We start from the raw sequence: 20,172 nt of genomic DNA, 5'->3' as shown, positions 1-20,172 counted from the left end.
CAATCAATTACTCCGGTCGCACCGGATAACGATCGCCCTTTTGATCAATCAGGATCAGTCGTTCGCCGCTGCGCACATACAAATCGCAGCGGTCGAACCCGTTTCTGTACTGGATGCAGACGCTGCCATCCTCGGCGATCGAATAGGTGCCAAAGGCGGATTCACCGCTGGCATAGGTGTAAGAGTAGGCTCCGCCGACTGAGAAACTGGATTGCCCATCATCATAAAAGGTCAGTGTGCGCCCGGCCAGCGCCTCCAGTTCTGTTGGCGTCAGGGGAATATCTCCGGGTTTGGTTGGCCATTCCGCCGCCCATACCGGGCGTGCGATCAGCAGGATAAGGATCAAAAGACGGGTCATACCAACACCCTACCCCGAATGGTGATGAAAAGGGCATAACGTTGCAGTGATGGGTCAAGCGACCATCTGCTCGGCCTTTTTCAGATCGACCGAGACAAGCTGGCTGACGCCCTGTTCCTGCATGGTCACGCCGAACAGACGATCCATCCGCGCCATCGTCACCGCGTGGTGAGTGATGATCAGGAAACGTGTATCGGTCTGGCGGCACATCTCATCCAGCAGGTCGCAGAACCGGGTGACGTTGGCATCGTCAAGCGGCGCGTCGACCTCGTCCAACACACAAATCGGGGCCGGATTGGCGAGGAAGACGCCGAAAATCAAGGCCGTCGCCGTCAGGGTCTGTTCGCCACCCGACAACAGGCTGAGCGTCGACAATTTCTTGCCCGGCGGCTGGCACATGATCTCAAGCCCGGCATCCAGCGGATCGTCGCTTTCGACCATAACCAAATTGGCCTCGCCACCGCCGAAGAGGTGCTTGAACAGCATGGCAAAGTTTGAGTTCACTTGTTCAAACGCGGTCAACAGACGTTCGCGGCCTTCGCGGTTGAGGCTGGCGATACCAGAGCGCAGGGCTTTGATTGCCTCTTCCAAATCCGCCTTTTCGCTGTTCAGTGTGTCAAACTCTTCCTGAACTTCTTTGGCATCTTCTTCAGCGCGCAGGTTCACTGCTCCCATCGCATCGCGCTGGCGCTTGTGACGGTTCACTTCGGCCTCAAGCGCGTCGGCGGCAGGCATCTGATCGGGGTTCACGTCTAACTGATTCAGCAACTGGTTCGGGGTCAGCTGCTGATCTTCAGCAATCCGTTCTGCCGTTGCAGTCACGCTTTCCTTGGCGGCATCACAACGTGCTTCTGCCGCCGCGCGGGATTCGCGTGCTTCCGAAGCCTGACGTTCCGCATCGCGTTCGGCCAGCACCACTTCGCGCTGCTGGGTTTCGGCTTCGGCCAACTTATCGGCGGCCTCGGCGCGACGGGCCTCGGCGGTTTCAATCAGCTCGTTCAGCTCCTCGCGGGCTTCAGCGATCTCGCTGGGCGCTGCCATCGCTTCGGACAGCTCTTCTTCCGAACTTTCCTTGCGTTCGGCCAGTTCTGATATCCGTTTTTCCGCCGTTTCCAGACGATGCTTCCAACCGCTGAGGTCTTTTGTGACCTCTTGCGAGCGTCGCGTGCGGGCCTCGCCCTCGCGGCGCAATTCATCATGGGACGAGCGATGGGTCAGCATAGTGATCCGCGCAGCCTCGACCGTCTGTTTGATATCTTCGACCTGCGCGCGGGCGGTGTCGAGATCGCCCAGACCGGTCAACGCCCCCTCGGCCTCGCGCAGCTGCGCGCGGGCGGACATGGCGTCCTCTTTGTGGCGATCCACGGCCAGCGACAGGGTCTCAAGCTTGCCTTGCGCCAGATTGCGGTCAGCTTCGGCGCGGCTGAGCGCGCGAGCGGTTTCGGCCATACGCTGATCGGCGGCGCGGCGGGCATCGCGGGCGCGGCGGTCTGCTTCGGTGACATCAGCCAGTTGCTGCGACAACGCCTCATGCGCGGCGCGGGCACCTTGGGCCTGTGCCTCGGTGCGGGTCAGCTCCTGTTTCAGCGCCTCCAGCTTATTGAGCTGCTCCAGCCGCAGGGCAGCGGCGCTTGGTGCATCCTCAGCCCAGGCGCGGAACCCGTCCCACCGCCACAAATCGCCGGACCGGGACACCAGACGCTGCCCCGGCTTCAGCGAAGCCTGCAAACGCGCGCCCTGATCCGCATCAACCAGACCAATCTGCGCGATCCGACGGCTCAGGCGATCCGGGCCAGACACATGCAGCGCCAGCGGTTCAACCCCATCCGGCAATGGCTGATCAGCATCATAACCCGCTACCTGCACCCAACCCGATGGACCGTCGCCTTCGACCAGTGGGGCACGCAGATCATCGGCCAGTGCAGCTCCGAGTGCCTTTTCGTAACCGGGTTCGACGCGTAGCAGGTCAAGTACCTGACCGCCTTCGGCTGTGTCGCGTTCCACCAGCTTTGCCAGCGCTGAGGTTTCGGCACGGATCGCGCCCAGTTCGCCCTCGGCCTCAGACCGTTGTGCGCGGGCCTCAGCCTCACGCGCTTGCGTATCATTGCGCAGCTCATCCGCTGCGGCCAGCGCTTCCTCGGCGGCCTCAGCCGCCTCGCGGGCTTCTTCCTCGCCCTCTTGCGCAGTCTCAAAAGCGTCGCTTGCGTTGGTCAAAGCTTCGCGCGCCTCATCCACGGCGCTGCGGGCCTTTTCCTCTTCGGCCTCGGATCGAGTCAACGTCTTGCGGCTGTCTTCAACCAGACGCTGCGCCGATTGGTGGCGGGCGACCAAGCGCGCCATATCCTCGGTTTCCTGCGACAGATGATCTTCGCGGTCCTGCAACACTGACGCCGCCTCACGCGCGATTTCGGCAGCCTCGGCCACCTTATCCTCGTGCCCTTCGGCGGCCTTGGCCAATTCGCGCGCTTCCCATTCCAGACGTTCGATCATCTGGCCGGCATCGCGATTCAGGCCGGTTTCGCGTTCTATATCGTTGCCCAATTGCTGAATACGGTTGGTCAGCGTCTCAATGGTCTGGCGGGCGCGAGATTCCTGATCCGACAGGGCATCACGTTGTACCTGCTGGCGTTGCAGGACGGCGGCGGCGATGGCTTCTTCTTCGCGCAGAGGTGGCAGGGTCTCTTCGATTTCGGCACGTTTGGTGGCGGCCGCGCGGGCTTCGGCCTCGGCCCGCGACGCCTCGGTGATCCGTTCGCGCAGCTTTTCTTCGGCCTGCTGGCGGGCCATGTCTGCCTCTTTCCAGCGACGATAGAGCAACATGCCTTCGGCCTGGCGCAGTTGCTCGCCAATCTCGCGATAGCGCGCGGCCTGACGGGCCTGGCGCGCCAGTTGCGCAAGCTGACCGCCCAGTTGTTCAAGCACATCGTCGACGCGGGTCAGATTGGATTCAGTGCCCTTCAACTTCAATTCGGCTTCGTGCCGACGTTGATAAAGACCCGAGATACCTGCGGCCTCTTCCAGAATGCGGCGGCGGGCGCGGGGTTTGGCGTTGATAAGTTCGGCAATGCGGTTCTGCCCAACAAGCGCAGGTGAATGCGCACCTGTCGAAGCATCGGCGAACAGCATCTGAACATCTCTCGCCCGCACGTCCTTACCATTGGTCTTATAGGCGCTGCCTACGTCGCGGGTGATGCGACGCACGATTTCAAGCTGATCCGCGTCGTTGAACCCTGACGGTGCCAGCCGTTCCGAGTTGTCCATGGTCAGGACAACTTCGGCAAAGTTACGGGCTGGGCGCGTCGCGGCGCCTGCAAAAATCACATCCTCCATCGCGCCGCCACGCATGGATTTGGGGCGGTTTTCCCCCATCACCCAACGCAGAGCTTCCAGAAGGTTGGACTTGCCACAGCCATTCGGGCCCACCACACCGGTCAACCCATCCGCAATGATCAGATCGGTCGGATCAACAAAGCTTTTGAAGCCGGTAAGTTTGAGTTTGCTAAAGCGCAAAGGCAATGAGTCCTGTGATTCCTATGTGAAGGAAGTCTGCGCAACGGATGGGGGCTGAGTCAACGAAGTTGCGCAGGATATGGGATATCACCCCGACTTATCCACAATATCTTGCCGAAATGCGCAGGAATACGCGTATCTCAGTACGGCGTACACTCGAACACCTGAAAGCCGTACTCCTTCCCGATATCCTCATAAACACCATAATCGACGCATTCGTAATTCGGTGTCGAGATGGCGGTCAGCAACAGACGTTCCCCCGCCTCGTGGTCACAGCCCAGCACACCAACGGTCACCGCGGCGTCGCCCAGTACATCCAGGATTGGACAGCCCGAAACCTGCGCCATGGCCAGCCCCGCCCGATCTTTGATCGGCCCCAGACGCGGGGCGTATTGGGTGTTGATCCGCACGGCCTCGGCCAGATCCCCGCGCACGCGTACGTCAAAGACACTGCCGTTCACGGCGATGCGGGTTGCAGGGATATCCCGGAAATAAGGGGTGCCGACCGAACAGGCGGCCAGCACCGATAGGAGGAACAGATACCGGATCATACCGCCAGCATTGCCGCAATATGGTTAACAGAACCTTTCCTGCATTTAGGTTCGCAGGACGTCGCCCAACCGGCGGATACCCTCGCGGATTGTTGCCTCATCCGAATTCGAAAAGCTCAGACGGATAGTATTGGCCCCGGATTCGTCCGGAAAGAACGCCTGGCCGGGAACAAAAGCCACCTTCACCGTCTCAAGCGCCTTGGCCAGCAGGTCAGCCCCGCTGAGGCCCTTGGGCAAGGTCACCCAAATGAACATGCCGCCCTCGGGCTTGGTCCAGTCCACCCCACCGGGCATATGTTCGCGCAATGCGCTGAGCATCGCATCGCGTCGTGCGCCGTAAACGCGGCGCAACATGGGGATGTGCGTATCAAAGCAGGCACGCGCCACTTCGTTGATAGCCATTTGGTTGATCGTCGCGGAATGCAAGTCAGCTGCCTGTTTCATCAACACCAGCTGCGAAATTACAGGCTTAGCCGCCACGACCCATCCCACCCGAAGGCCCGGAGACAGGGTTTTCGAGAAGCTGCCACAATAAATCGTCCTGCAGTTTTCGATCGACCCTTTGCGCGCCAATTCCAACGCCAGAACTGGCGGAATTGCTTCCCCATCATAGCGCAGGGCCTGATAGGCGCCGTCTTCGATCACAGCGCAGTTCAATTCGTCCGCCAGATCGAGCAGGGTTTCGCGGCCGCGCAGGTCTACAGTTTCTCCGGTCGGGTTGGCAAAGTCAGGCGACAGATACGCAAATTTAACAGCCCCCTCACCCGCTGCGGCAGCGTATTCAGCCGCCCTGCGGTTGCCGTTGATGCCAAGCCGGTCAAAGCGCGGTTCATAGGCATTGAACGCGGCCAGTGCCCCCAGATAGGTGGGCCATCCGACCAGTGCTGTATCACCCGGCGACAGGTACAACTTGCCCAAGTAGTCCAGTGCCTGCTGCGAACCCGACGTGATCAGGATGTTATCAAGCCCGCAGTCGATCCCGATCTGGCGCATGTGATCGACTAGCCATTCCCGCAGCGGGACATAGCCCTCGCTGACGGAATATTGCAGCGCCTGATCTTTTAGTTCAGTGCCCAGTGCGTTCTGGAACGCAGCGGCAAAACCCTCTGCCGGAAACAACGCCGGATCCGGAATTCCTCCCGCGAAGGAAATAATGCCCGGCTGGTCCAACAGCTTGAGCAATTCGCGTATCTCGGACGCTTTCATCCGCTTTGTTCGCGTGGCAAACAGGTCTTTGGTCGACATTGATCTCCTCCCCTACCTCGCAGGGCAGACTAAGCGTGATTTATTTAATGTCAATCATTCTGACCTAATATTCCGAACCAACATTCACCTGTTCTTGAACCGGTCAATATTACGTGGTCATATGATTTGACCAATTTCGGAAAAGCCGACATGCCCTTTCAAAAAGTCCAGACTGAAAAGCTGTCCATCGCAGTGGTGAAACAGATCGAATTGCTGATCCTGCGTGGCATCCTGCGCCCAGGCGAGCGGCTTCCGGCGGAACGCGAGTTGGCAGAGCGGCTGGGCGTATCGCGCCCCTCGTTGCGCGAAGCGATCTCGGAATTGCAGGATCAGGGGTTGCTGACCGCCAAGGCCGGGTCCGGTATCTATGTGGCCGAGGTTCTGGGCTCTGCCTTCTCCCCGGCGCTGGTTCGGCTGTTCAGCAGCCACGAAGAAGCGGTGTTCGACTATCTGTCTTTCCGCCGCGATCTAGAAGGGTTGGCGGCCGAGCGTGCCGCACGGCTGGGATCAGACAGCGATTTGAAAGTGGTTCAGGCGATTTTCGACAAGATGCAGGCTGCGCATGCGCGCAACGCCCCTCAGGACGAGGCACAATTGGATGCGCAATTCCACATGGCCATCATCGAGGCCAGCCACAACGTAGTTATGCTGCATATGATGCGGTCGATGTACGACCTGCTGCAACAGGGCGTGTTCTACAATCGTCAGATGATGTTTCAGCAGCGCACAACGCGTGGTGCCATTCTGGACCAGCACCGCGCGATCAACACGGCCCTGCAGGTACGCGACCCCGATGCAGCCCGCGATGCAGTCCAGCAGCATCTGAACTATGTCCAGAGCTGTATGGAAGATCACCAGAAAGCCCTGCGAAACGAAGCCATCGCACAGCAACGGCTGCAGCATGAGACCGGTCAAACCTGAAGAGGCGCGCGAGGTATCAGTGCACCGTCCAACTGTCGCGGCTCAAATCCGAACACAAAAAGTTCATATTTTATTACGCAATTTCTGGTGGTTATCTGCTGGATATTGACCTGCAGCTAAACCAATTAAACAGGCAAGTCGCGAACCTTAACCGTCGCTGAAACCCTGGTGTCTGACATGATCCTTTTCAAACCCGGGCAACGCCCAAAAACGAACCCCTGCTTGATCGTTGCCAGCAACGGTCGATCCGGTAGCACGCTCATGTTTGATGCTTTGTGGAAGGCGCAAAAGCAGCGGCGTGTGTGGCCCAAGCCCAAAGCGACCTTTGAAATGGAGCTGGCACAGGCCGAATTGCATCAGGGAAACCTTGTCAAAACACATGATTTTCCCGGCGTGCTGAGAGGTCGTGACAACGTCAAGGTCTTGTTCTGCCATGGCCCGACAAAAGACTCGGCGCTTTCGGTCTATTCCGTGCTTGGTCGCTATGGTCGCGACTGGATCCGTCAGCATTTCGCACATCTTCACGCCAAAGGAACTTTTGAGGATCTATTCAAATATGACGTTCTCAACCAAGCAGAGCAGATGAGGCAATGGGCCACGATCGAAAACGTACCTGTCCTGTGCCTGAACTATGATGCCATCTGGCGCAGACAGAGCGAAGTTGCCGATTTTCTGGAGTTGAACTTTTCCCTGCCCGAAAGAATAGAACGCGCAAAGAAATCCATACCCGATGAGATTCTAGATCAAGCGTCGGCGGTTTACGATCCCATCGACGCTGTACTGAGCGAACTACCGGAACTGTTTGTCGCCTCAGCCAAATATGCGGACATTCTGAACCGGCTGCCAAGTCAACGCTCAGCGGCTTGATCTTCGCATCGTAAGAAAGAAAAAACCCGGCTCTGAGGCCGGGTTTTTCAATTTCATCATGTGAAGATCTTAGTGCAGCTTTTCGCCCACATCGGCAATTGCAGCGTCGATCAGCTTGTTCGCCTGCGTCGCCGTCATCTGCTTGGCCAGAACCGCATTTGCCGCCGAAACAGCAACAGTAATCGCCTGATCACGCACCTCTTTAACTGCCGAAGCCTCGGCCGATGCGATCTGATCCTGTGCAGCGGCCAGACGGCGCGCAATGGACTTTTCCAGATCGGCCTTGGCCTGTTCGGCCGCCAGCGCGGCGTCGTCTTTTGCAGCCGCCACAATCGCGTCTGCCTGCGTTTGAACTTCGCGTTGCTTGCGCTCGTACGAGGCCAACAGGGTGCGGGCTTCTTCGTGTAGGGCACGGGCTTCATCCAACTCGGACTTGATGCCCTCGGCGCGGTTGTCCAGCGCGCCACCGATCATACCCGGCACCTTGAAATAGAACAGGACCGCGATGAAGACAATAAAGCCCAACAGGACCACAAAGTCGGTGTTGCCAAGCGAGAAGAACGGGCCGCTTGCGGCCAGCGCGGGGCTGGCAGCGCCAAAGGTCAGGATAAGGGCAAGAGTGTTCCGCATGTCGCTTATCCTTTCATCTGCGCGTCAACAGCACCGTCAATGGCTTTGGCATCCGCCTCACCGCCCAGTGCAGTAACCAGTTCAGCCGCCGTGTCCTTGGCAACCACTTGAATGCTTTCCAGCGCACCGGCACGGATTTCGGCGATTGCCTTTTCCGATTCAGCCGCCTTTGCAGCGATTTCCGCGTCCGCCTTGGCAATCGCGTCATCCAGACCAGACTGGATTTCTGCGCGTGCTTCGGCAGCGATACGCTGCGCTTCGGCACGGGCATCGGCCAGCGCCTTGTTATAGGCCTCTTCGGCCTCGACCGCCTTGGCCTTCAGATCTTCGGCCGCAGCCAGGTCATTTGTAATGGTCCCCTGACGTTCAGCCAGGATTGCCGCGATGCGAGGCAAAGCCACGCGGGACAGGACCAGAAAGATGACGACCAGCGTAATGACCAGCCAGAAAATCTGGTTGGGGAACCAATCGAAGCAGAGCTGCGGCATACCGATGGCAGAGCCATAGGAGTCGACGCACGAGCCAGCTACCTCTTCTGTAAGGGGTTCAGTCGCCATGATATCCTCCGTCGGAACGTTGTCTTTACAACAGGTGGGCCGCTATGGCTTGGACCCACCTGCGCGTAAGGATCAGGTTCCGCAGATTATACGGCGAACATCAGCAGCAGCGAGACCAGGAATGCGAAGATCCCCAGGGCTTCTGCGAACGCGATACCGATGAACAGGGTTGCGGTCTGCGAAGCAGCCGCCGAAGGGTTGCGCAGGGCGCCGGACAGGAAGTTGCCTGCAACGTTGCCCACCCCGATTGCGGCTGCGCCGGAACCGATTGCTGCCAGGCCTGCGCCGATGTGTGCGAGATCGCCTTCCATGATGTATCTCCTTACGAATTGGAAGTTTCGATGTTGGGGTATCAGACCTTAGTGCGAAGGATGCAGCGCATCTTTCAGGTAAACACAGGTCAGAATGGTGAATACGTACGCCTGGATAAAGGACACAAGGACCTCGAGGCCATACATTGCGGTGATCGCCAGAACAGACACGGGTGAGATCACGGCGATCGCGGCAAAGCCTGCGAACACCTTGATAACCGCGTGGCCCGCCATGACGTTACCGGCAAGACGAATGGAGTGGCTGACAGGGCGTACGAAGTACGAAATCAGCTCGATGATCGCCAGAACCGGACGCAGGGCCAGCGGTGCGCTGGAAACCCAGAACAGGCCCAGAAACGCGGCACCGTTCTTGACGAAACCCAGAACGGTCACGGTCAGGAACACGGCCAGTGCCAACGGGATGGTCACGGCGAAATGCGATGTGGTAGTAAAGGACGTCGGGATCATGCCCAGGAAGTTTGCGCAGACGATGAACATGAACAGGGTCATGACATAGGGGAAGTACTTAACGCCTTCCTTGCCGCAGATGTCTTCCAGCATCTTGTAGATGAAACCATAGGCCAGTTCAGCCACCGACTGCATCCGGGTCGGAACAATCGCGCGTTTCGAAGTGCTGAGAACCAGCAGAGCAAAGATCGCGGCAATCGCCAGGAACATCCACAGGGTCACGTTGGTGGGCGTGTACCATGCAATTGCACCGTCACCGAAAAGCGGTTTGACGATGAACTGATCCATCGGGTGGAAAACCAGGCTGCTGCCTTCTGCTGCGGTGGTCTCAGTCGCCACGTTCAGTCCCTTTCGTCCTTCTCGGCAGCCGTCGCTGCCGTTTGTTTCTCTTGAACCTCTTTGGCGCTGCGGAGCATTACTTTCACTCCGGCGACAAGGCCCAGCAATGTGAACAGCACCAGAAAGATCGGGATCGTCCCGAGCAGGCTGTCCAGCCCGTATCCGATGCCAAATCCGATCCCCAGACCGGATACCATTTCGATGACCATCCTCCAGGCAAGCTCGCCCCCGGACACGTCAGCATCTGCACGAGGCTTTGGCTGCTTCGCCTTTTTCGCCGCCTCGATCTTCGCCTCCAGCTGCGCCATACGCTGCTTTTGGTCATCATCGGTCACGGGCGTTTCCCTCGCACAGTCTTGGGTAGGGTGCTAAGGGGCAAGGCGCACAGAGTCAACGGCGTTGAGCAACCGAATTGACGCAGTTTAAATGATTGATTTTAAGTGTTTTTCACCCAACCTCAGCCAAGGGAAAACCTGCGCAAGCGCAGCGACTTCAACCAAAACCCCTGAATCCGCATATTCAACCAAATGGTTGACCAAACTCGAAGGCTGTGGTTGAGCGAAGGCATGTCCAATGATCTCGACACCGTATTCGCAGCTCTCGCCGACCCCACGCGCCGCGCCATTCTGGCGATGCTGCTTGAGGATGATATGGCCGTGACCGATGTGGCAGAACCGTTCGAGATGTCATTGGCCGCAATCTCGAAACATCTGGTGATCCTGACCAAGGCTGGATTGATCAGCCAGGAAAAACGCGGACGGGTAAAGTGGTGCAAGCTGGAACCTGACGCTTTGCGCACGGCGTCGGTCTGGATGCAAGGCTTTGGACAGTTCGAGCCCGTCAATCTGGACGCGTTCGAACGGTTTCTGGAAATTGAACTGCCTGCGGCTGACGATCCCTAGATTTAGCGCACGACGAAAACCGAAACCTTGGCGTGATTGGCCAGGTATCCTGCATGGCTTGAAAAGATATAGTCCGTGATCCGCGGGGCGTGAGTTCCCACAACAATCAGGTCAGCACCAATTTCCTCGGCGGCGCGCATAAGGTCACCGTCAACCTCAGCTGCAACATCGACCGAGTGAATATTGCGGTATGCGACTTCTGTCCCGCCGCTCTTGGCCAGTTCATCGGCGAAACCCTGCAATTCTTCGTTGACTGCTGCGTCCGTCTGAACCGGGTCACCGGGTTGAGTTCCGGTCACACTGACTACGGTTATCTTCGCATCCTGCCACTTGGCAATTTCAGCAGCGACATCGGCGGCTTTGCGAACCTCGGGGGGAAGATGCAAGTCAACCGGGAACATAATGTGAGTATACATGACGAATCCTCCTTGGTCCCAAGCATAAGGTTATTCGCATGTATCGACATTGATCTGCCTCAACGGGCGTCTGAACCCTGACGGCCACTAACCTTCTTGGCTGTATTGCACACCCGTGATGACACCGAACGGATCAGACATGCACAACCATGGTGCCTGCGCCCCAGCGACCGACAAGGTCGTCACCGATCCTGTCGGCTCGGACCGGGTGGAAATGGCGCTCACGTCCTTGGGGCCAACCCCCGTTTCGGCGGAAACAAGCGCTTCACAACTGCCCTGCAAATCCGTTTCTGAAACCGCATTGCCCGAGGACGTTTGCGTACAGGCCGACAGCCCCACCACCGTGATCAGATAAAGTGCTGGTCTCATTGGTTATTGCCCCTGTTTTGCCGGCAACCAACGCTCGCACAATCTGACGGGAATACAAGCGTCATTCGGGCACGGGCTTGGATGATGCGCGCGGCTGATCCTCGGCCTTTAACAAGAGTACAAGCGCCACGACGGTGAGAATTGCACCCACAAACACCAGTAAGCCTGGGGGCTTCTGACCCAATGCAACCTCCCACAGGATCACCCAGCTGGGCGTCAGATAGGTGTAAGCCATCACTTTGGCCGAAGGCAGCCGCAGGGTTGCGAATTGCACCAGAACAAAGCTGGCCGCTGTGGCAAAGATCGAGACATAGAGCAATCCGACCCAAACAATCAGCGGCAGGTTGGCCCAGTTGGTCGCGCGGATCTCGGCCCAACCATACAACGTCAGCAACACGCAGCCCGCGACCAGAGTACCAAAGGTGAACACCACCGCCGGCTCGCCTCGGTTCAGCTTGCGCACCATGGGCGTGTAGATCGCATGCGCCAAACAGCCCCAGAAATAGATGATCTCACCGCCACCGATCTCGAACGCCATAAAGGCCCGCCAGTCGGCCCGGAAAATGACCCAAAGCGCGCCCACTGCGCCAACTGACAGGGCAAAAGCCATTCTTGGCGTGGTGACCTGCCGCAGCAACACCCACCCTGCAACCGCTGACATCACCGGCGTCAGCGTGAACACTGCCGCTGCGCTGACCGGGGGCGCGGTCTTCAATCCATGGAACATCAGCACGAAATAGCTGGCGAACAATCCGCCCAAGACCAGATAACGCCAGGGTGCCTGCGCCGCGCTTCGGGACAAGCCGGTCGTCAGAAGCGCCGCAACGCCGATCACAACCGATGCGATCAGAAATCGAGCTGCCGTGATCGCTTCGGGCGCGATCTGGTTGGCGATCAGTGACCCCAGCGAAAAACTGCCCGCCACCAGAGCCGAAAAAACCAGCATGGCCAGATGGCCCTGGGCCTGAGGGCTCACGCCGACCAACCTTTGGATTGCTCTTTCAGATAGGTCAGGAAACTCTGAACCTTGGTGGTGCGGTGCAGGTCCACATGGGTCACAAGCCACAGATTCCCGAACCATTCGGGCAGCGGCTCTATGACCTCGATCAGACTGGGGTCGCGGCCCGCCTCCCAACGAGCCATGAAGCCGATCCCAGCCCCGGACATAACCGCCTCGCGGTTGCAGAAATTATTGGTACAGCGAAATATGATGTTTTCGGCCGGTACGGTCTTGCGCAACCAGCGCGAAAACGGAGCGCGGCTGTTTTCATCGTCGGCACCAACGAAGAAATGGTTTCTAAGGTCCTCGACACTCTTGGGCTGACCGTGACGCTCCACATATGCTGTACTGGCATAAAGCCCGACTTCCTGATCGATAAACGGCTGCACCACATTGTCCGGTTGATCAGGGGCCGAACCCGCCCGGATCGCCACATGCGCTTCGCCATATTCCAGACGAAACAGGCGATCCCCAGTCAGATAGCGCACGATCAAGCCCGGGTGCAGGCGTTGGAATTCACTAAGTACCGGAACCACCAAAGGCGCCAGTGAGGACAGAGACGTTACAACCAACTCCCCCGAGACATCGTCCCCCCGCCCCTTCATTCGCCCGACCAGTTGGTTGAACTGATCCTCGGTCGCTTGTGCCACACGCAACAGATCATCCCCGGCTTCGGTCGGCGTGTAACCACGCGCATGACGCTGGAACAGTTTGACACCCAGCCGTGCCTCGATCGCGTCGATATGGCGGATCACGGTGGCATGATGCACGCCCAAAACCTCGGCCGCGCCGCTGACGGTCCCCATACGGGCAACCTGATAAGCGGTTCTTACTTCGTCCCAATTGTCCACGGCATTACCTCAGATGTGCAAATTCCAACAGTCAGTGTTGATATATCCGAGTTTTGTTCATTCTCGCAATATCCATATTGGCCGCAGACGAAAATCCTATCAGAAGGACCAAGTGAAATGACCAAGACCATCCTGCATATCGACGCCTCGGCCCGCCGTGAAGGTTCAGCTACCCGCGATCTGTCCAACCGTATCGTCAACCATCTGGGTGCTGCACGCATTATCCGCCGCGATCTGGCCTCCCCCCTGCCCCTGCTGACCGAGGACTGGATCAGCGCCAACTTCACCCCCGGCGATCAGCGCAACGACGCGCAGCGCGAACATCTGGCGCTATCGGATTCACTGGTAGGCGAGCTGCAACAGGCCGACACCATCGTCATCGGTTTACCGATCTATAACTTTTCGGTACCTGCCGCATTCAAAGCCTGGATTGATCTGGTTGCCCGCGTCGGCCTGACATTCTCGTATACTGAGAACGGCCCAGTGGGACTGCTGACAGACAAACGCGTGGTTCTGGCCATCGCCTCGGGCGGCACTGCCGTTGGGTCCGAGATCGATTTTGCTACCAACTATGTGCGTCACGTTCTGGGCTTTATTGGCATCACCAATGTCGACGTGGTCGCCGCCGACAAAATGGCGCTGGACGCCGAGGCCACGCTGAACAACGCCCACAAGGCAGTAACTGAGCTGGCGGCCTGATCGCCTCTGGTCTTTATACGCCGAAACGTCCAGTCTGCCTCCCGAACGGGAATTGGCAGGCTGGGCGTTAGTTATGAAAAAGATCGGAATTCTGGGCGGAGTGGGCTGGGCCTCGACCGTGGATTATTACCGGGCGATTGCACAGGGCGCGGGCCGGTATTTTGCTGACCTCGGTCACGGCTCGCCACTACCCATCCCGCCCATGACCATTGAATCCGTCACACAGGCCAAAACCCGCGCCCTGCGCGGTGTGGCAGGGGATGAGGCCAGCTGGGCCGAATTCGACGCCGTCTTCCGCGAGGCCCTTTTGACGTTGGAACGCGCAGGCTGCGATTTCGGCATCATCGCCTCGAACACGCCACACGCAAGGCTGCACGCGATCCGGCAAGGTGTGGCGATGCCAATTCTGAGCATTTTTGACGCAACCGCCGAAGCCACTGCCTCTGCCGGAGCATCAAGCGCTCTGGTTCTGGGGACGGCGGTGACCATGCAGGCGACTGACTATGCCGATCGGCTGGCCAAAGAGGGCATCACGGCCAACGACCGCCTGCCGGAACCCGAGATTGCCGAGATGCAGGCCATGATCGACAGCGAATTCTACGGCGGCGCGTCGGACACGGCCCGCACACGACTACTGACCTTTTGCAACAAACATGCCACCCCCGGCACCGCCGTCCTCCTGGCCTGCACCGAGTTACCCCTGGCCTTTCCTGATCATCTGGACGATCCCGTTTTCAAGTCCGACGGACACCTATTCATTAACCCGTCCGCAGCGCATGTCGAGGCGGCTTTGAAAGAAGCGCTGGAGGGTTGATCAGGGCAACCAGGTCACTTCACAGCCGATCCGGTCAAAGAACGCCATCAGATCGGCGCGCGTCATTACTATGGTACGGTCGTTCACCAGCGGGTGCATGTTGATCACGTCTGAATTCTGCGCCGCGCTATCCATAAAGAACCGCACTTCGTTCTGAACCCCATTGATCATCGCCAGTGGGCTGACCGCTCCGGGCCGGATACCGAGGTTCTGCATCAGACGATCCGCCGAACCGAAGGACAGATTCCCGACACCCAACTCCGCACCCAGGGCTTTAAGGTCAATCTCGCGGCTCTGTTCCAGCGTCACCAGATAGTTCCGCTTTTTCTTGTCACGCAGGTACAGGTTCTTGAGCCGCAGCGTATTTTCTCCGGGCACCAGAAACTGATCCTCAACCCCTTTCGCATCCTCGACCGTGCGCAGCGGGATATGGCTGTGCAACCGATAGGCCAGCCCCCAATCGCCCAACTGCGTCAGCAGCGCGTCAGAGCTGAGCGGCAATGTATCTTGAAAGGCAGATGATGCGTCCATGGGAACCTCCTATGTAACGCGCTCTTCGCGCAACATGGAACAAGATTCAAGACACGACAGACCCGCGACACAGTGCTAGCGTGCCGCCATGAAAGTCACGCGCAATACACCGAACCAACTGATCCTGTCCGATACCCCATGGTTCATAGGCATCACACTTGTCTTATTTATTCTAATCTTTGTCGGCCTCGGTCTCTTCTTGATGACCGAGGGGGGCGAGGCCATCCTGTTCGGCCTGATATTCGCCCTCGGCGGCGGAGGGTTAGGACTTGGGGCCTTCTGCGCTTTTGTACGGCGCGTTCAGGTCATTCTGGACCGGGACAAAGACAGCATCGTGATCCGCAGGCATTCGGTTTTTGGCTATGATGCCGTCGAACACATGCTGTCGAACCTGTCCCATGCCGAGATTGAAACAACGATTTCGCGCAGCAACAAGGGCTCATCTACGCTGTATCGCCCCGTACTCATACTGGACAAAGGCATGAGCGCGGGTCGGCACCCCATTGTTGAGGCCTATTCCAGTGGGCGCGGCGCGCATCGGCTGGTGGATGCCGTCAATGAATGGCTTCCGGCACGCAAGGTTGACTCTGTCAGCCAATCGGCCTAAATCGCCGCCAACATCCGGAAGCATCTGATCTTCCGGTCCCTTGAGTCGTTCAGGGATCGCCCCCCACCAGCGAGTTTCGCCCGTGGGGGCAATGTCATTTGGCATTACCCCCACGTCTAATTCAGTGGGAGGGGGCAATTGTGCATTTAACCGGTGTTTCTTATCTAAGAGGCGCCACGAGATAACCGGCTAAGGAGGCCGAAGGCATGTTTGAAAATCTATCCGAACGCCTTTCCGGCGTCTTTGACCGGCTGACCAAGCAGGGCGCCCTGTCCGAGGAAGACGTCAAGACCGCCCTGCGTGAGGTTCGGGTTGCGCTGCTTGAGGCTGACGTCTCGCTGCCGGTTGCCCGTGAATTCGTCAAGAAGGTTCAAAGCCAGGCCACCGGTCAGGCGGTCACCAAGTCGATCACCCCAGGTCAGCAGGTCGTCAAGATCGTGCATGACGCGCTGGTTGATGTACTGCGCGGCGAGGAAGACCCCGGTGCGCTGAAGATCGACAACCCGCCTGCCCCGATCCTAATGGTCGGTCTGCAGGGTTCGGGTAAGACGACCACCACCGGTAAACTCGCCAAACGCCTGAAAGAGAAAGAGGGCAAGAAGGTCCTTATGGCCTCGCTGGACGTCTATCGCCCGGCGGCGATGGATCAGCTGGCCGTTCTGGGCACACAGGTCGGCGTCGATACCCTGCCGATCGTCCCTGGCCAAAAACCGGTCGACATTGCCAAGCGCGCCAAGCAACAGGCGACGCTGGGTGGCTATGACGTCTATATGCTCGACACCGCGGGCCGTCTGCATATCGACGAAGTCCTGATGGACGAGGTCGAGCAGGTGCGCAATGCGGTTGACCCACGCGAAACCCTGCTGGTGGTTGACGGCCTGACCGGTCAGGTCGCCGTTGAGGTGGCCGAAGAGTTCGACGCCAAGGTCGGCATCTCGGGCGTGGTGCTGACCCGTATGGACGGCGACGGACGTGGCGGCGCGGCGCTGTCGATGCGCGCGGTCACCGGCAAACCGATCCGCTTTGTCGGCCTGGGCGAGAAGATGGACGCCCTCGAAACCTTTGAGCCGGACCGGATCGCTGGTCGTATTCTGGGCATGGGCGACATCGTTGCTCTGGTCGAAAAGGCCCAGGAAACGATGGAGATGGAACAGACCGAGCGCATGATGAAGCGCATGGTCAAAGGTCAGTTCAACATGAACGACCTGAAAATGCAGCTGGAGCAGATGATCCAGATGGGTGGCATGCAGGGCATGATGGGCATGATGCCGGGCATGAACAAGATGGCCAAGCAGATGGATCAGGCCGGTCTGGACGACAAAATCCTGCGCCAGCAGATCGCCCTGATACAGTCGATGACCAAGCGCGAACGTGCCAACCCGCAACTGCTGCAGGCCAGCCGCAAGAAACGCATTGCAGCCGGTTCCGGTATGGAGGTCAGCGACCTCAACAAACTGCTCAAGATGCACCGGCAGATGTCGGACATGATGAAAAAGATGGGCAAGATGGGTAAAGGCAAGATGCTGAAACAAGCGATGAAGGGCATGTTCGGCAAAGGTGGCCCGTCGCCCGAAGAAATGGCCGCAGGCATGGACCCCAAGGCGCTGGAACAGGCGGCCAAGGCAATGGGCGGCAAAATGCCCGGCATGCCCGGTATGGGTGGCGGCATGGGTCTGCCTCCGGGTCTCAGCGGGTTCGGAAAGAAAAAGTGACCCCAGCACGCTGCACCCAGCCCCCGTCCGGCAAGGCGGCGATGGCAGCAGCGCAGTATCGCGCGGCCCTGCCGGTCCTTAAGACCCGGCGGCTGGTTCTGCGCGCACCCACTTTGGACGACCTGCCAGTGTGGACGTCGATCTGTAAAGAGAGCTTTGGCGACACCAATCAGGACGCCTGGACCGAGTTCTCCTACTATACCTCCGGCTGGCTGTTGCACGGACATGGTCTGTTCACCGTCACACTGAAAGAGGATGCTCAGGTCATTGGCTTTGTCATTCTGGGTCTCGAATGGGACGATCAGGAGCCCGAGCTTGGTTACCTGTTCCGCGCGGATCACAGACTGCAGGGTTACGCCACCGAGGCGTGCTCAGCTGTTCGCGATTTCGGTTTTGACCTGTTGGGATCTGGGCAATTCGTAAGCTATGTATCGGCTTCAAATGCCCGTTCGAATGCGTTGGCACAGCGCTTGGGTGCTTCGCGGGACGCAGTTGCCGAACGTGCATTTGATGCAGACCAGCATGTCTGGCGCTATGGCGAGGTGCCGGCATGAAACTTGCTCTGGCCATACCGACTCTGGAAACCGAACGTCTGATCCTGCGCGCACCATCTGAAACTGATCTGGACGCGGACGCCGCATTCTTTGCCAGCGATGCTGCGAAGTATGTCGGCGGACCTCTGCGTCGGGATGAAGTGTGGCGGATCATTGCCATGCATTTTGGCCATTGGGCTCTGCGTGGTTATGGATATTGGAGCGTCGACGAAAAAGACACTGGCAACTATGTCGGGCGGATCGGCCTTTGGTTCCCCGAAGGTTGGCCCGAGCCCGAGGTCGGTTGGACCCTGATGAATCATGCGACCGGAAAGGGCTATGCGACCGAGGCCGCTCTGGCCGCGCGCGCCCATGCCTATGACATATTGGGCTGGGACACGGCGATTTCACTGATCGACCCGGAAAACCACGCCAGCAAGGCCGTGGCCAAACGGCTGGGCGCTAAGCTCGACTATCACTACGAACACCCGAAATTCGGCGCGACCGAAATCTGGCGCCACCCTGCCCCCGCCGATCTGGTGAATGGCGGCATGGAGGCCTACGCATGACCCACATCGCTTTGCCCGCAAAGAGGAACGGCCAATGACCAACCCCGTGACACAGGCTGCCGCGCTGTTGAAAGAGCATCGCGAAAGCATCGACCGGCTGGACGCGATCCTTGTCTATACGCTGGGCGAGCGGTTCAAGCACACGCAGGCTGTTGGCAAGCTCAAGGCCGCACACGACCTTCCCCCGTCCGATCCTTCGCGCGAGGCTGCGCAGATCGCACGATTAGAAGACCTGGCGAAAGAGGCCGATCTAGACCCCGACTTCGCCAAGGCTTTCCTGAATTTCATCATTCAGGAAGTCATCCGACACCACAAGAAACACCAGAATTAACCGGAAACGATCCCGGTAAACGCCATCCAAAGGAGATACCACCATGGCAATGAAAATTCGTCTCGCCCGCGGCGGCTCGAAAAAACGTCCTTTCTACCGCATCGTGGCTGCTGACAGCCGCATGCCTCGCGACGGTCGTTTCATCGAGAAACTGGGCACCTACAACCCGCTGCTGCCGAAAGACAGCGAAGAGCGCGTGAAAATGAACATGGAGCGTATCCAGTACTGGCTGGATCAGGGCGCACAGCCTACCGACCGTATCGCGCGCATGCTGGAAGCCGCTGGCACCCGTGACAAAGCCGAGCGTAACAACCCCAACAAGGGGACCCCGGGCAAGAAAGCTCAGGAACGCGCGGAAGAGAAAGCTGCAAAGGCTGCTGAAGCTGCCGAAGCAGCTGCTGCACCGGCTGAAGAAGCAGCAGCAGAAGAATAAGCAGGCGAGCGCGTGCAGGATCAGACTTTCACTGACGATTTCCGCACGCAGTTCGATCTGTTAATGCGGCTCCGGCGCGATGTGCGCCGGTTCCGCACCGATGCGATAGACGAGGCAGTGCTGACGCGCTGCCTCGACGCGTTTCGCTTGGCCCCTTCGGTTGGGCTTAGCGAACCCTGGCGTGTGATCCGCGTCGAAAGCGAAGCCGCGCGTGCCGCGGCGCTTGAAAATTTCCAAACCGCCAACGCGCAGGCGTTGGACGGTTACTCCGGCGAAAAAGCGCAACTTTACAGCCAGTTGAAACTGTCCGGCATGCAAGAAGCCCCGGTACAATTGGCCGTGTTCTGCGATGATGCCACCGATAAGGGGCAAGGTCTGGGTGCCGGAACGATGCCCGAGATGCGGCGCTATTCTGTTGTGTCCGCCGTTACCCTGTTCTGGCTGGCCTTGCGGGCCGAAGGGCTCGGACTGGGTTGGGTGTCGATCCTGGACCCTGACCGGCTGGCCCGTGACTTGAACGTGCCGGACGACTGGCGCCTGATCGGCTATTTCTGCGTCGGGCAGCCGGAAGAATTTTCCGACACCCCCGAATTGGAACGTGTTGGCTGGGAAAGCCGCCACGACACGCTGCCGATTGAGGTGCGCTAA

Annotated in this window: 26 protein-coding genes; 12 read left to right on the top strand and 14 right to left on the bottom strand. The window is 58.7% G+C overall.

Annotation, left to right across the window (positions count from 1 at the left end; all coding sequences use genetic code 11):
* Positions 1 to 7 precede the first annotated feature (7 nt).
* The 4 genes from ACR0AL_RS12215 to ACR0AL_RS12200 all read right to left on the bottom strand — a co-directional run bounded on the left by ACR0AL_RS12215 (position 8) and on the right by ACR0AL_RS12200 (position 5,664).
* Positions 8 to 358 (bottom strand): hypothetical protein, encoded by a 351-nt coding sequence (locus ACR0AL_RS12215; protein WP_480663206.1) that lies wholly within the window; start codon positions 356 to 358, stop codon positions 8 to 10.
* A 54-nt stretch (positions 359 to 412) separates the two neighbouring features.
* The gene (locus tag ACR0AL_RS12210) at positions 413 to 3,868 is read right to left on the bottom strand and encodes a chromosome segregation SMC family protein (RefSeq protein WP_480663204.1); all 3,456 of its coding nucleotides are present in this window, start codon (positions 3,866 to 3,868) and stop codon (positions 413 to 415) included.
* 140 nt (positions 3,869 to 4,008) lie between these two features.
* Positions 4,009 to 4,419, bottom strand: a complete 411-nt coding sequence (locus ACR0AL_RS12205; RefSeq protein WP_226688913.1) for a hypothetical protein — start codon at positions 4,417 to 4,419, stop codon at positions 4,009 to 4,011.
* Positions 4,420 to 4,464: 45 nt separating this feature from the next.
* Positions 4,465 to 5,664: an aminotransferase-like domain-containing protein gene (locus tag ACR0AL_RS12200; RefSeq protein ID WP_480663202.1), complete on the bottom strand. Its 1,200-nt coding sequence runs from the start codon at positions 5,662 to 5,664 to the stop codon at positions 4,465 to 4,467.
* A gap of 150 nt (positions 5,665 to 5,814) precedes the next feature.
* Between ACR0AL_RS12200 and ACR0AL_RS12195 the strand changes: the two genes are divergently transcribed.
* Both ACR0AL_RS12195 and ACR0AL_RS12190 read left to right on the top strand, forming a co-directional pair.
* Positions 5,815 to 6,585: a FadR/GntR family transcriptional regulator gene (locus ACR0AL_RS12195; RefSeq protein ID WP_170377475.1), complete on the top strand. Its 771-nt coding sequence runs from the start codon at positions 5,815 to 5,817 to the stop codon at positions 6,583 to 6,585.
* 261 nt (positions 6,586 to 6,846) lie between these two features.
* Entirely contained in the window at positions 6,847 to 7,452 is a 606-nt protein-coding gene (locus tag ACR0AL_RS12190) for a hypothetical protein (RefSeq protein WP_480663200.1), read from the top strand.
* 69 nt (positions 7,453 to 7,521) lie between these two features.
* Here the strand turns inward: ACR0AL_RS12190 and ACR0AL_RS12185 are convergent, their stop codons facing one another.
* The 5 genes from ACR0AL_RS12185 to ACR0AL_RS12165 all read right to left on the bottom strand — a co-directional run bounded on the left by ACR0AL_RS12185 (position 7,522) and on the right by ACR0AL_RS12165 (position 10,092).
* Complete coding sequence (locus ACR0AL_RS12185; protein WP_170350339.1) at positions 7,522 to 8,082, bottom strand: F0F1 ATP synthase subunit B; 561 nt, start codon at positions 8,080 to 8,082, stop codon at positions 7,522 to 7,524.
* Positions 8,083 to 8,087: 5 nt separating this feature from the next.
* Positions 8,088 to 8,639, bottom strand: a complete 552-nt coding sequence (locus tag ACR0AL_RS12180) for a F0F1 ATP synthase subunit B' (protein ID WP_480663198.1) — start codon at positions 8,637 to 8,639, stop codon at positions 8,088 to 8,090.
* Between the two features lie 86 nt (positions 8,640 to 8,725).
* Positions 8,726 to 8,950 (bottom strand): F0F1 ATP synthase subunit C, encoded by a 225-nt coding sequence (locus ACR0AL_RS12175; protein ID WP_008755373.1) that lies wholly within the window; start codon positions 8,948 to 8,950, stop codon positions 8,726 to 8,728.
* A 48-nt stretch (positions 8,951 to 8,998) separates the two neighbouring features.
* Positions 8,999 to 9,757, bottom strand: coding sequence for a F0F1 ATP synthase subunit A (locus tag ACR0AL_RS12170; RefSeq protein ID WP_170350337.1), 759 nt, complete (start codon positions 9,755 to 9,757; stop codon positions 8,999 to 9,001).
* Positions 9,758 to 9,759: 2 nt separating this feature from the next.
* A complete protein-coding gene (locus ACR0AL_RS12165) occupies positions 9,760 to 10,092 on the bottom strand; it encodes an AtpZ/AtpI family protein (protein ID WP_170350336.1) in 333 nt (110 codons plus the stop codon).
* A gap of 231 nt (positions 10,093 to 10,323) precedes the next feature.
* Here ACR0AL_RS12165 and ACR0AL_RS12160 point away from each other — a divergent pair, with 231 nt between their 5' ends.
* Positions 10,324 to 10,659: an ArsR/SmtB family transcription factor gene (locus tag ACR0AL_RS12160; RefSeq protein ID WP_170350335.1), complete on the top strand. Its 336-nt coding sequence runs from the start codon at positions 10,324 to 10,326 to the stop codon at positions 10,657 to 10,659.
* A 2-nt stretch (positions 10,660 to 10,661) separates the two neighbouring features.
* On the opposite strand, the gene ACR0AL_RS12155 is transcribed toward ACR0AL_RS12160, so the two are convergent.
* The 4 genes from ACR0AL_RS12155 to ACR0AL_RS12140 form a co-directional block, all read right to left on the bottom strand.
* The gene (locus tag ACR0AL_RS12155; protein ID WP_425081495.1) at positions 10,662 to 11,075 is read right to left on the bottom strand and encodes a universal stress protein; all 414 of its coding nucleotides are present in this window, start codon (positions 11,073 to 11,075) and stop codon (positions 10,662 to 10,664) included.
* Positions 11,076 to 11,162: 87 nt separating this feature from the next.
* Positions 11,163 to 11,444: a hypothetical protein gene (locus ACR0AL_RS12150; RefSeq protein WP_170350333.1), complete on the bottom strand. Its 282-nt coding sequence runs from the start codon at positions 11,442 to 11,444 to the stop codon at positions 11,163 to 11,165.
* Positions 11,445 to 11,505: 61 nt separating this feature from the next.
* Entirely contained in the window at positions 11,506 to 12,420 is a 915-nt protein-coding gene (locus tag ACR0AL_RS12145; protein WP_480663196.1) for a DMT family transporter, read from the bottom strand.
* The gene (locus tag ACR0AL_RS12140) at positions 12,417 to 13,295 is read right to left on the bottom strand and encodes a LysR family transcriptional regulator (RefSeq protein ID WP_170359977.1); all 879 of its coding nucleotides are present in this window, start codon (positions 13,293 to 13,295) and stop codon (positions 12,417 to 12,419) included. Before ACR0AL_RS12140 ends, ACR0AL_RS12145 begins: the two co-directional genes overlap by 4 nt.
* A gap of 117 nt (positions 13,296 to 13,412) precedes the next feature.
* Between ACR0AL_RS12140 and ACR0AL_RS12135 the strand changes: the two genes are divergently transcribed.
* Together ACR0AL_RS12135 and ACR0AL_RS12130 are read left to right on the top strand one after the other, a co-directional pair.
* Positions 13,413 to 13,994, top strand: a complete 582-nt coding sequence (locus ACR0AL_RS12135) for an FMN-dependent NADH-azoreductase (protein ID WP_170550833.1) — start codon at positions 13,413 to 13,415, stop codon at positions 13,992 to 13,994.
* A gap of 73 nt (positions 13,995 to 14,067) precedes the next feature.
* Positions 14,068 to 14,808, top strand: a complete 741-nt coding sequence (locus ACR0AL_RS12130; RefSeq protein WP_170377459.1) for an aspartate/glutamate racemase family protein — start codon at positions 14,068 to 14,070, stop codon at positions 14,806 to 14,808.
* On the opposite strand, the gene ACR0AL_RS12125 is transcribed toward ACR0AL_RS12130, so the two are convergent.
* Positions 14,809 to 15,339 (bottom strand): prolyl-tRNA synthetase associated domain-containing protein, encoded by a 531-nt coding sequence (locus tag ACR0AL_RS12125; protein ID WP_480663194.1) that lies wholly within the window; start codon positions 15,337 to 15,339, stop codon positions 14,809 to 14,811.
* An 88-nt stretch (positions 15,340 to 15,427) separates the two neighbouring features.
* Between ACR0AL_RS12125 and ACR0AL_RS12120 the strand changes: the two genes are divergently transcribed.
* The 7 genes from ACR0AL_RS12120 to bluB all read left to right on the top strand — a co-directional run bounded on the left by ACR0AL_RS12120 (position 15,428) and on the right by bluB (position 20,172).
* Complete coding sequence (locus tag ACR0AL_RS12120; RefSeq protein ID WP_480663192.1) at positions 15,428 to 15,946, top strand: hypothetical protein; 519 nt, start codon at positions 15,428 to 15,430, stop codon at positions 15,944 to 15,946.
* Positions 15,947 to 16,152: 206 nt separating this feature from the next.
* Entirely contained in the window at positions 16,153 to 17,658 is a 1,506-nt protein-coding gene (gene ffh / locus ACR0AL_RS12115; RefSeq protein ID WP_170350327.1) for a signal recognition particle protein, read from the top strand.
* Complete coding sequence (locus tag ACR0AL_RS12110; protein WP_170350326.1) at positions 17,655 to 18,212, top strand: GNAT family N-acetyltransferase; 558 nt, start codon at positions 17,655 to 17,657, stop codon at positions 18,210 to 18,212. The genes ffh and ACR0AL_RS12110 overlap by 4 nt, the downstream gene beginning before the upstream one ends.
* Positions 18,209 to 18,760 carry a GNAT family N-acetyltransferase gene (locus tag ACR0AL_RS12105; RefSeq protein ID WP_170350325.1) on the top strand — a complete coding sequence of 184 codons (552 nt, stop codon included), beginning with the start codon at positions 18,209 to 18,211 and terminating at the stop codon, positions 18,758 to 18,760. Before ACR0AL_RS12110 ends, ACR0AL_RS12105 begins: the two co-directional genes overlap by 4 nt.
* A 34-nt stretch (positions 18,761 to 18,794) precedes the next feature.
* Complete coding sequence (locus ACR0AL_RS12100; RefSeq protein WP_170350324.1) at positions 18,795 to 19,091, top strand: chorismate mutase; 297 nt, start codon at positions 18,795 to 18,797, stop codon at positions 19,089 to 19,091.
* 43 nt (positions 19,092 to 19,134) lie between these two features.
* Complete coding sequence (gene rpsP / locus ACR0AL_RS12095; RefSeq protein ID WP_170350323.1) at positions 19,135 to 19,524, top strand: 30S ribosomal protein S16; 390 nt, start codon at positions 19,135 to 19,137, stop codon at positions 19,522 to 19,524.
* Positions 19,525 to 19,536: 12 nt separating this feature from the next.
* A complete protein-coding gene (bluB, locus tag ACR0AL_RS12090; RefSeq protein WP_480663190.1) occupies positions 19,537 to 20,172 on the top strand; it encodes a 5,6-dimethylbenzimidazole synthase in 636 nt (211 codons plus the stop codon).

The sequence above is a fragment of the Ruegeria sp. BB1 genome (assembly GCF_056539465.1).
This window is presented reverse-complemented; position numbering and strand designations above follow the sequence as displayed.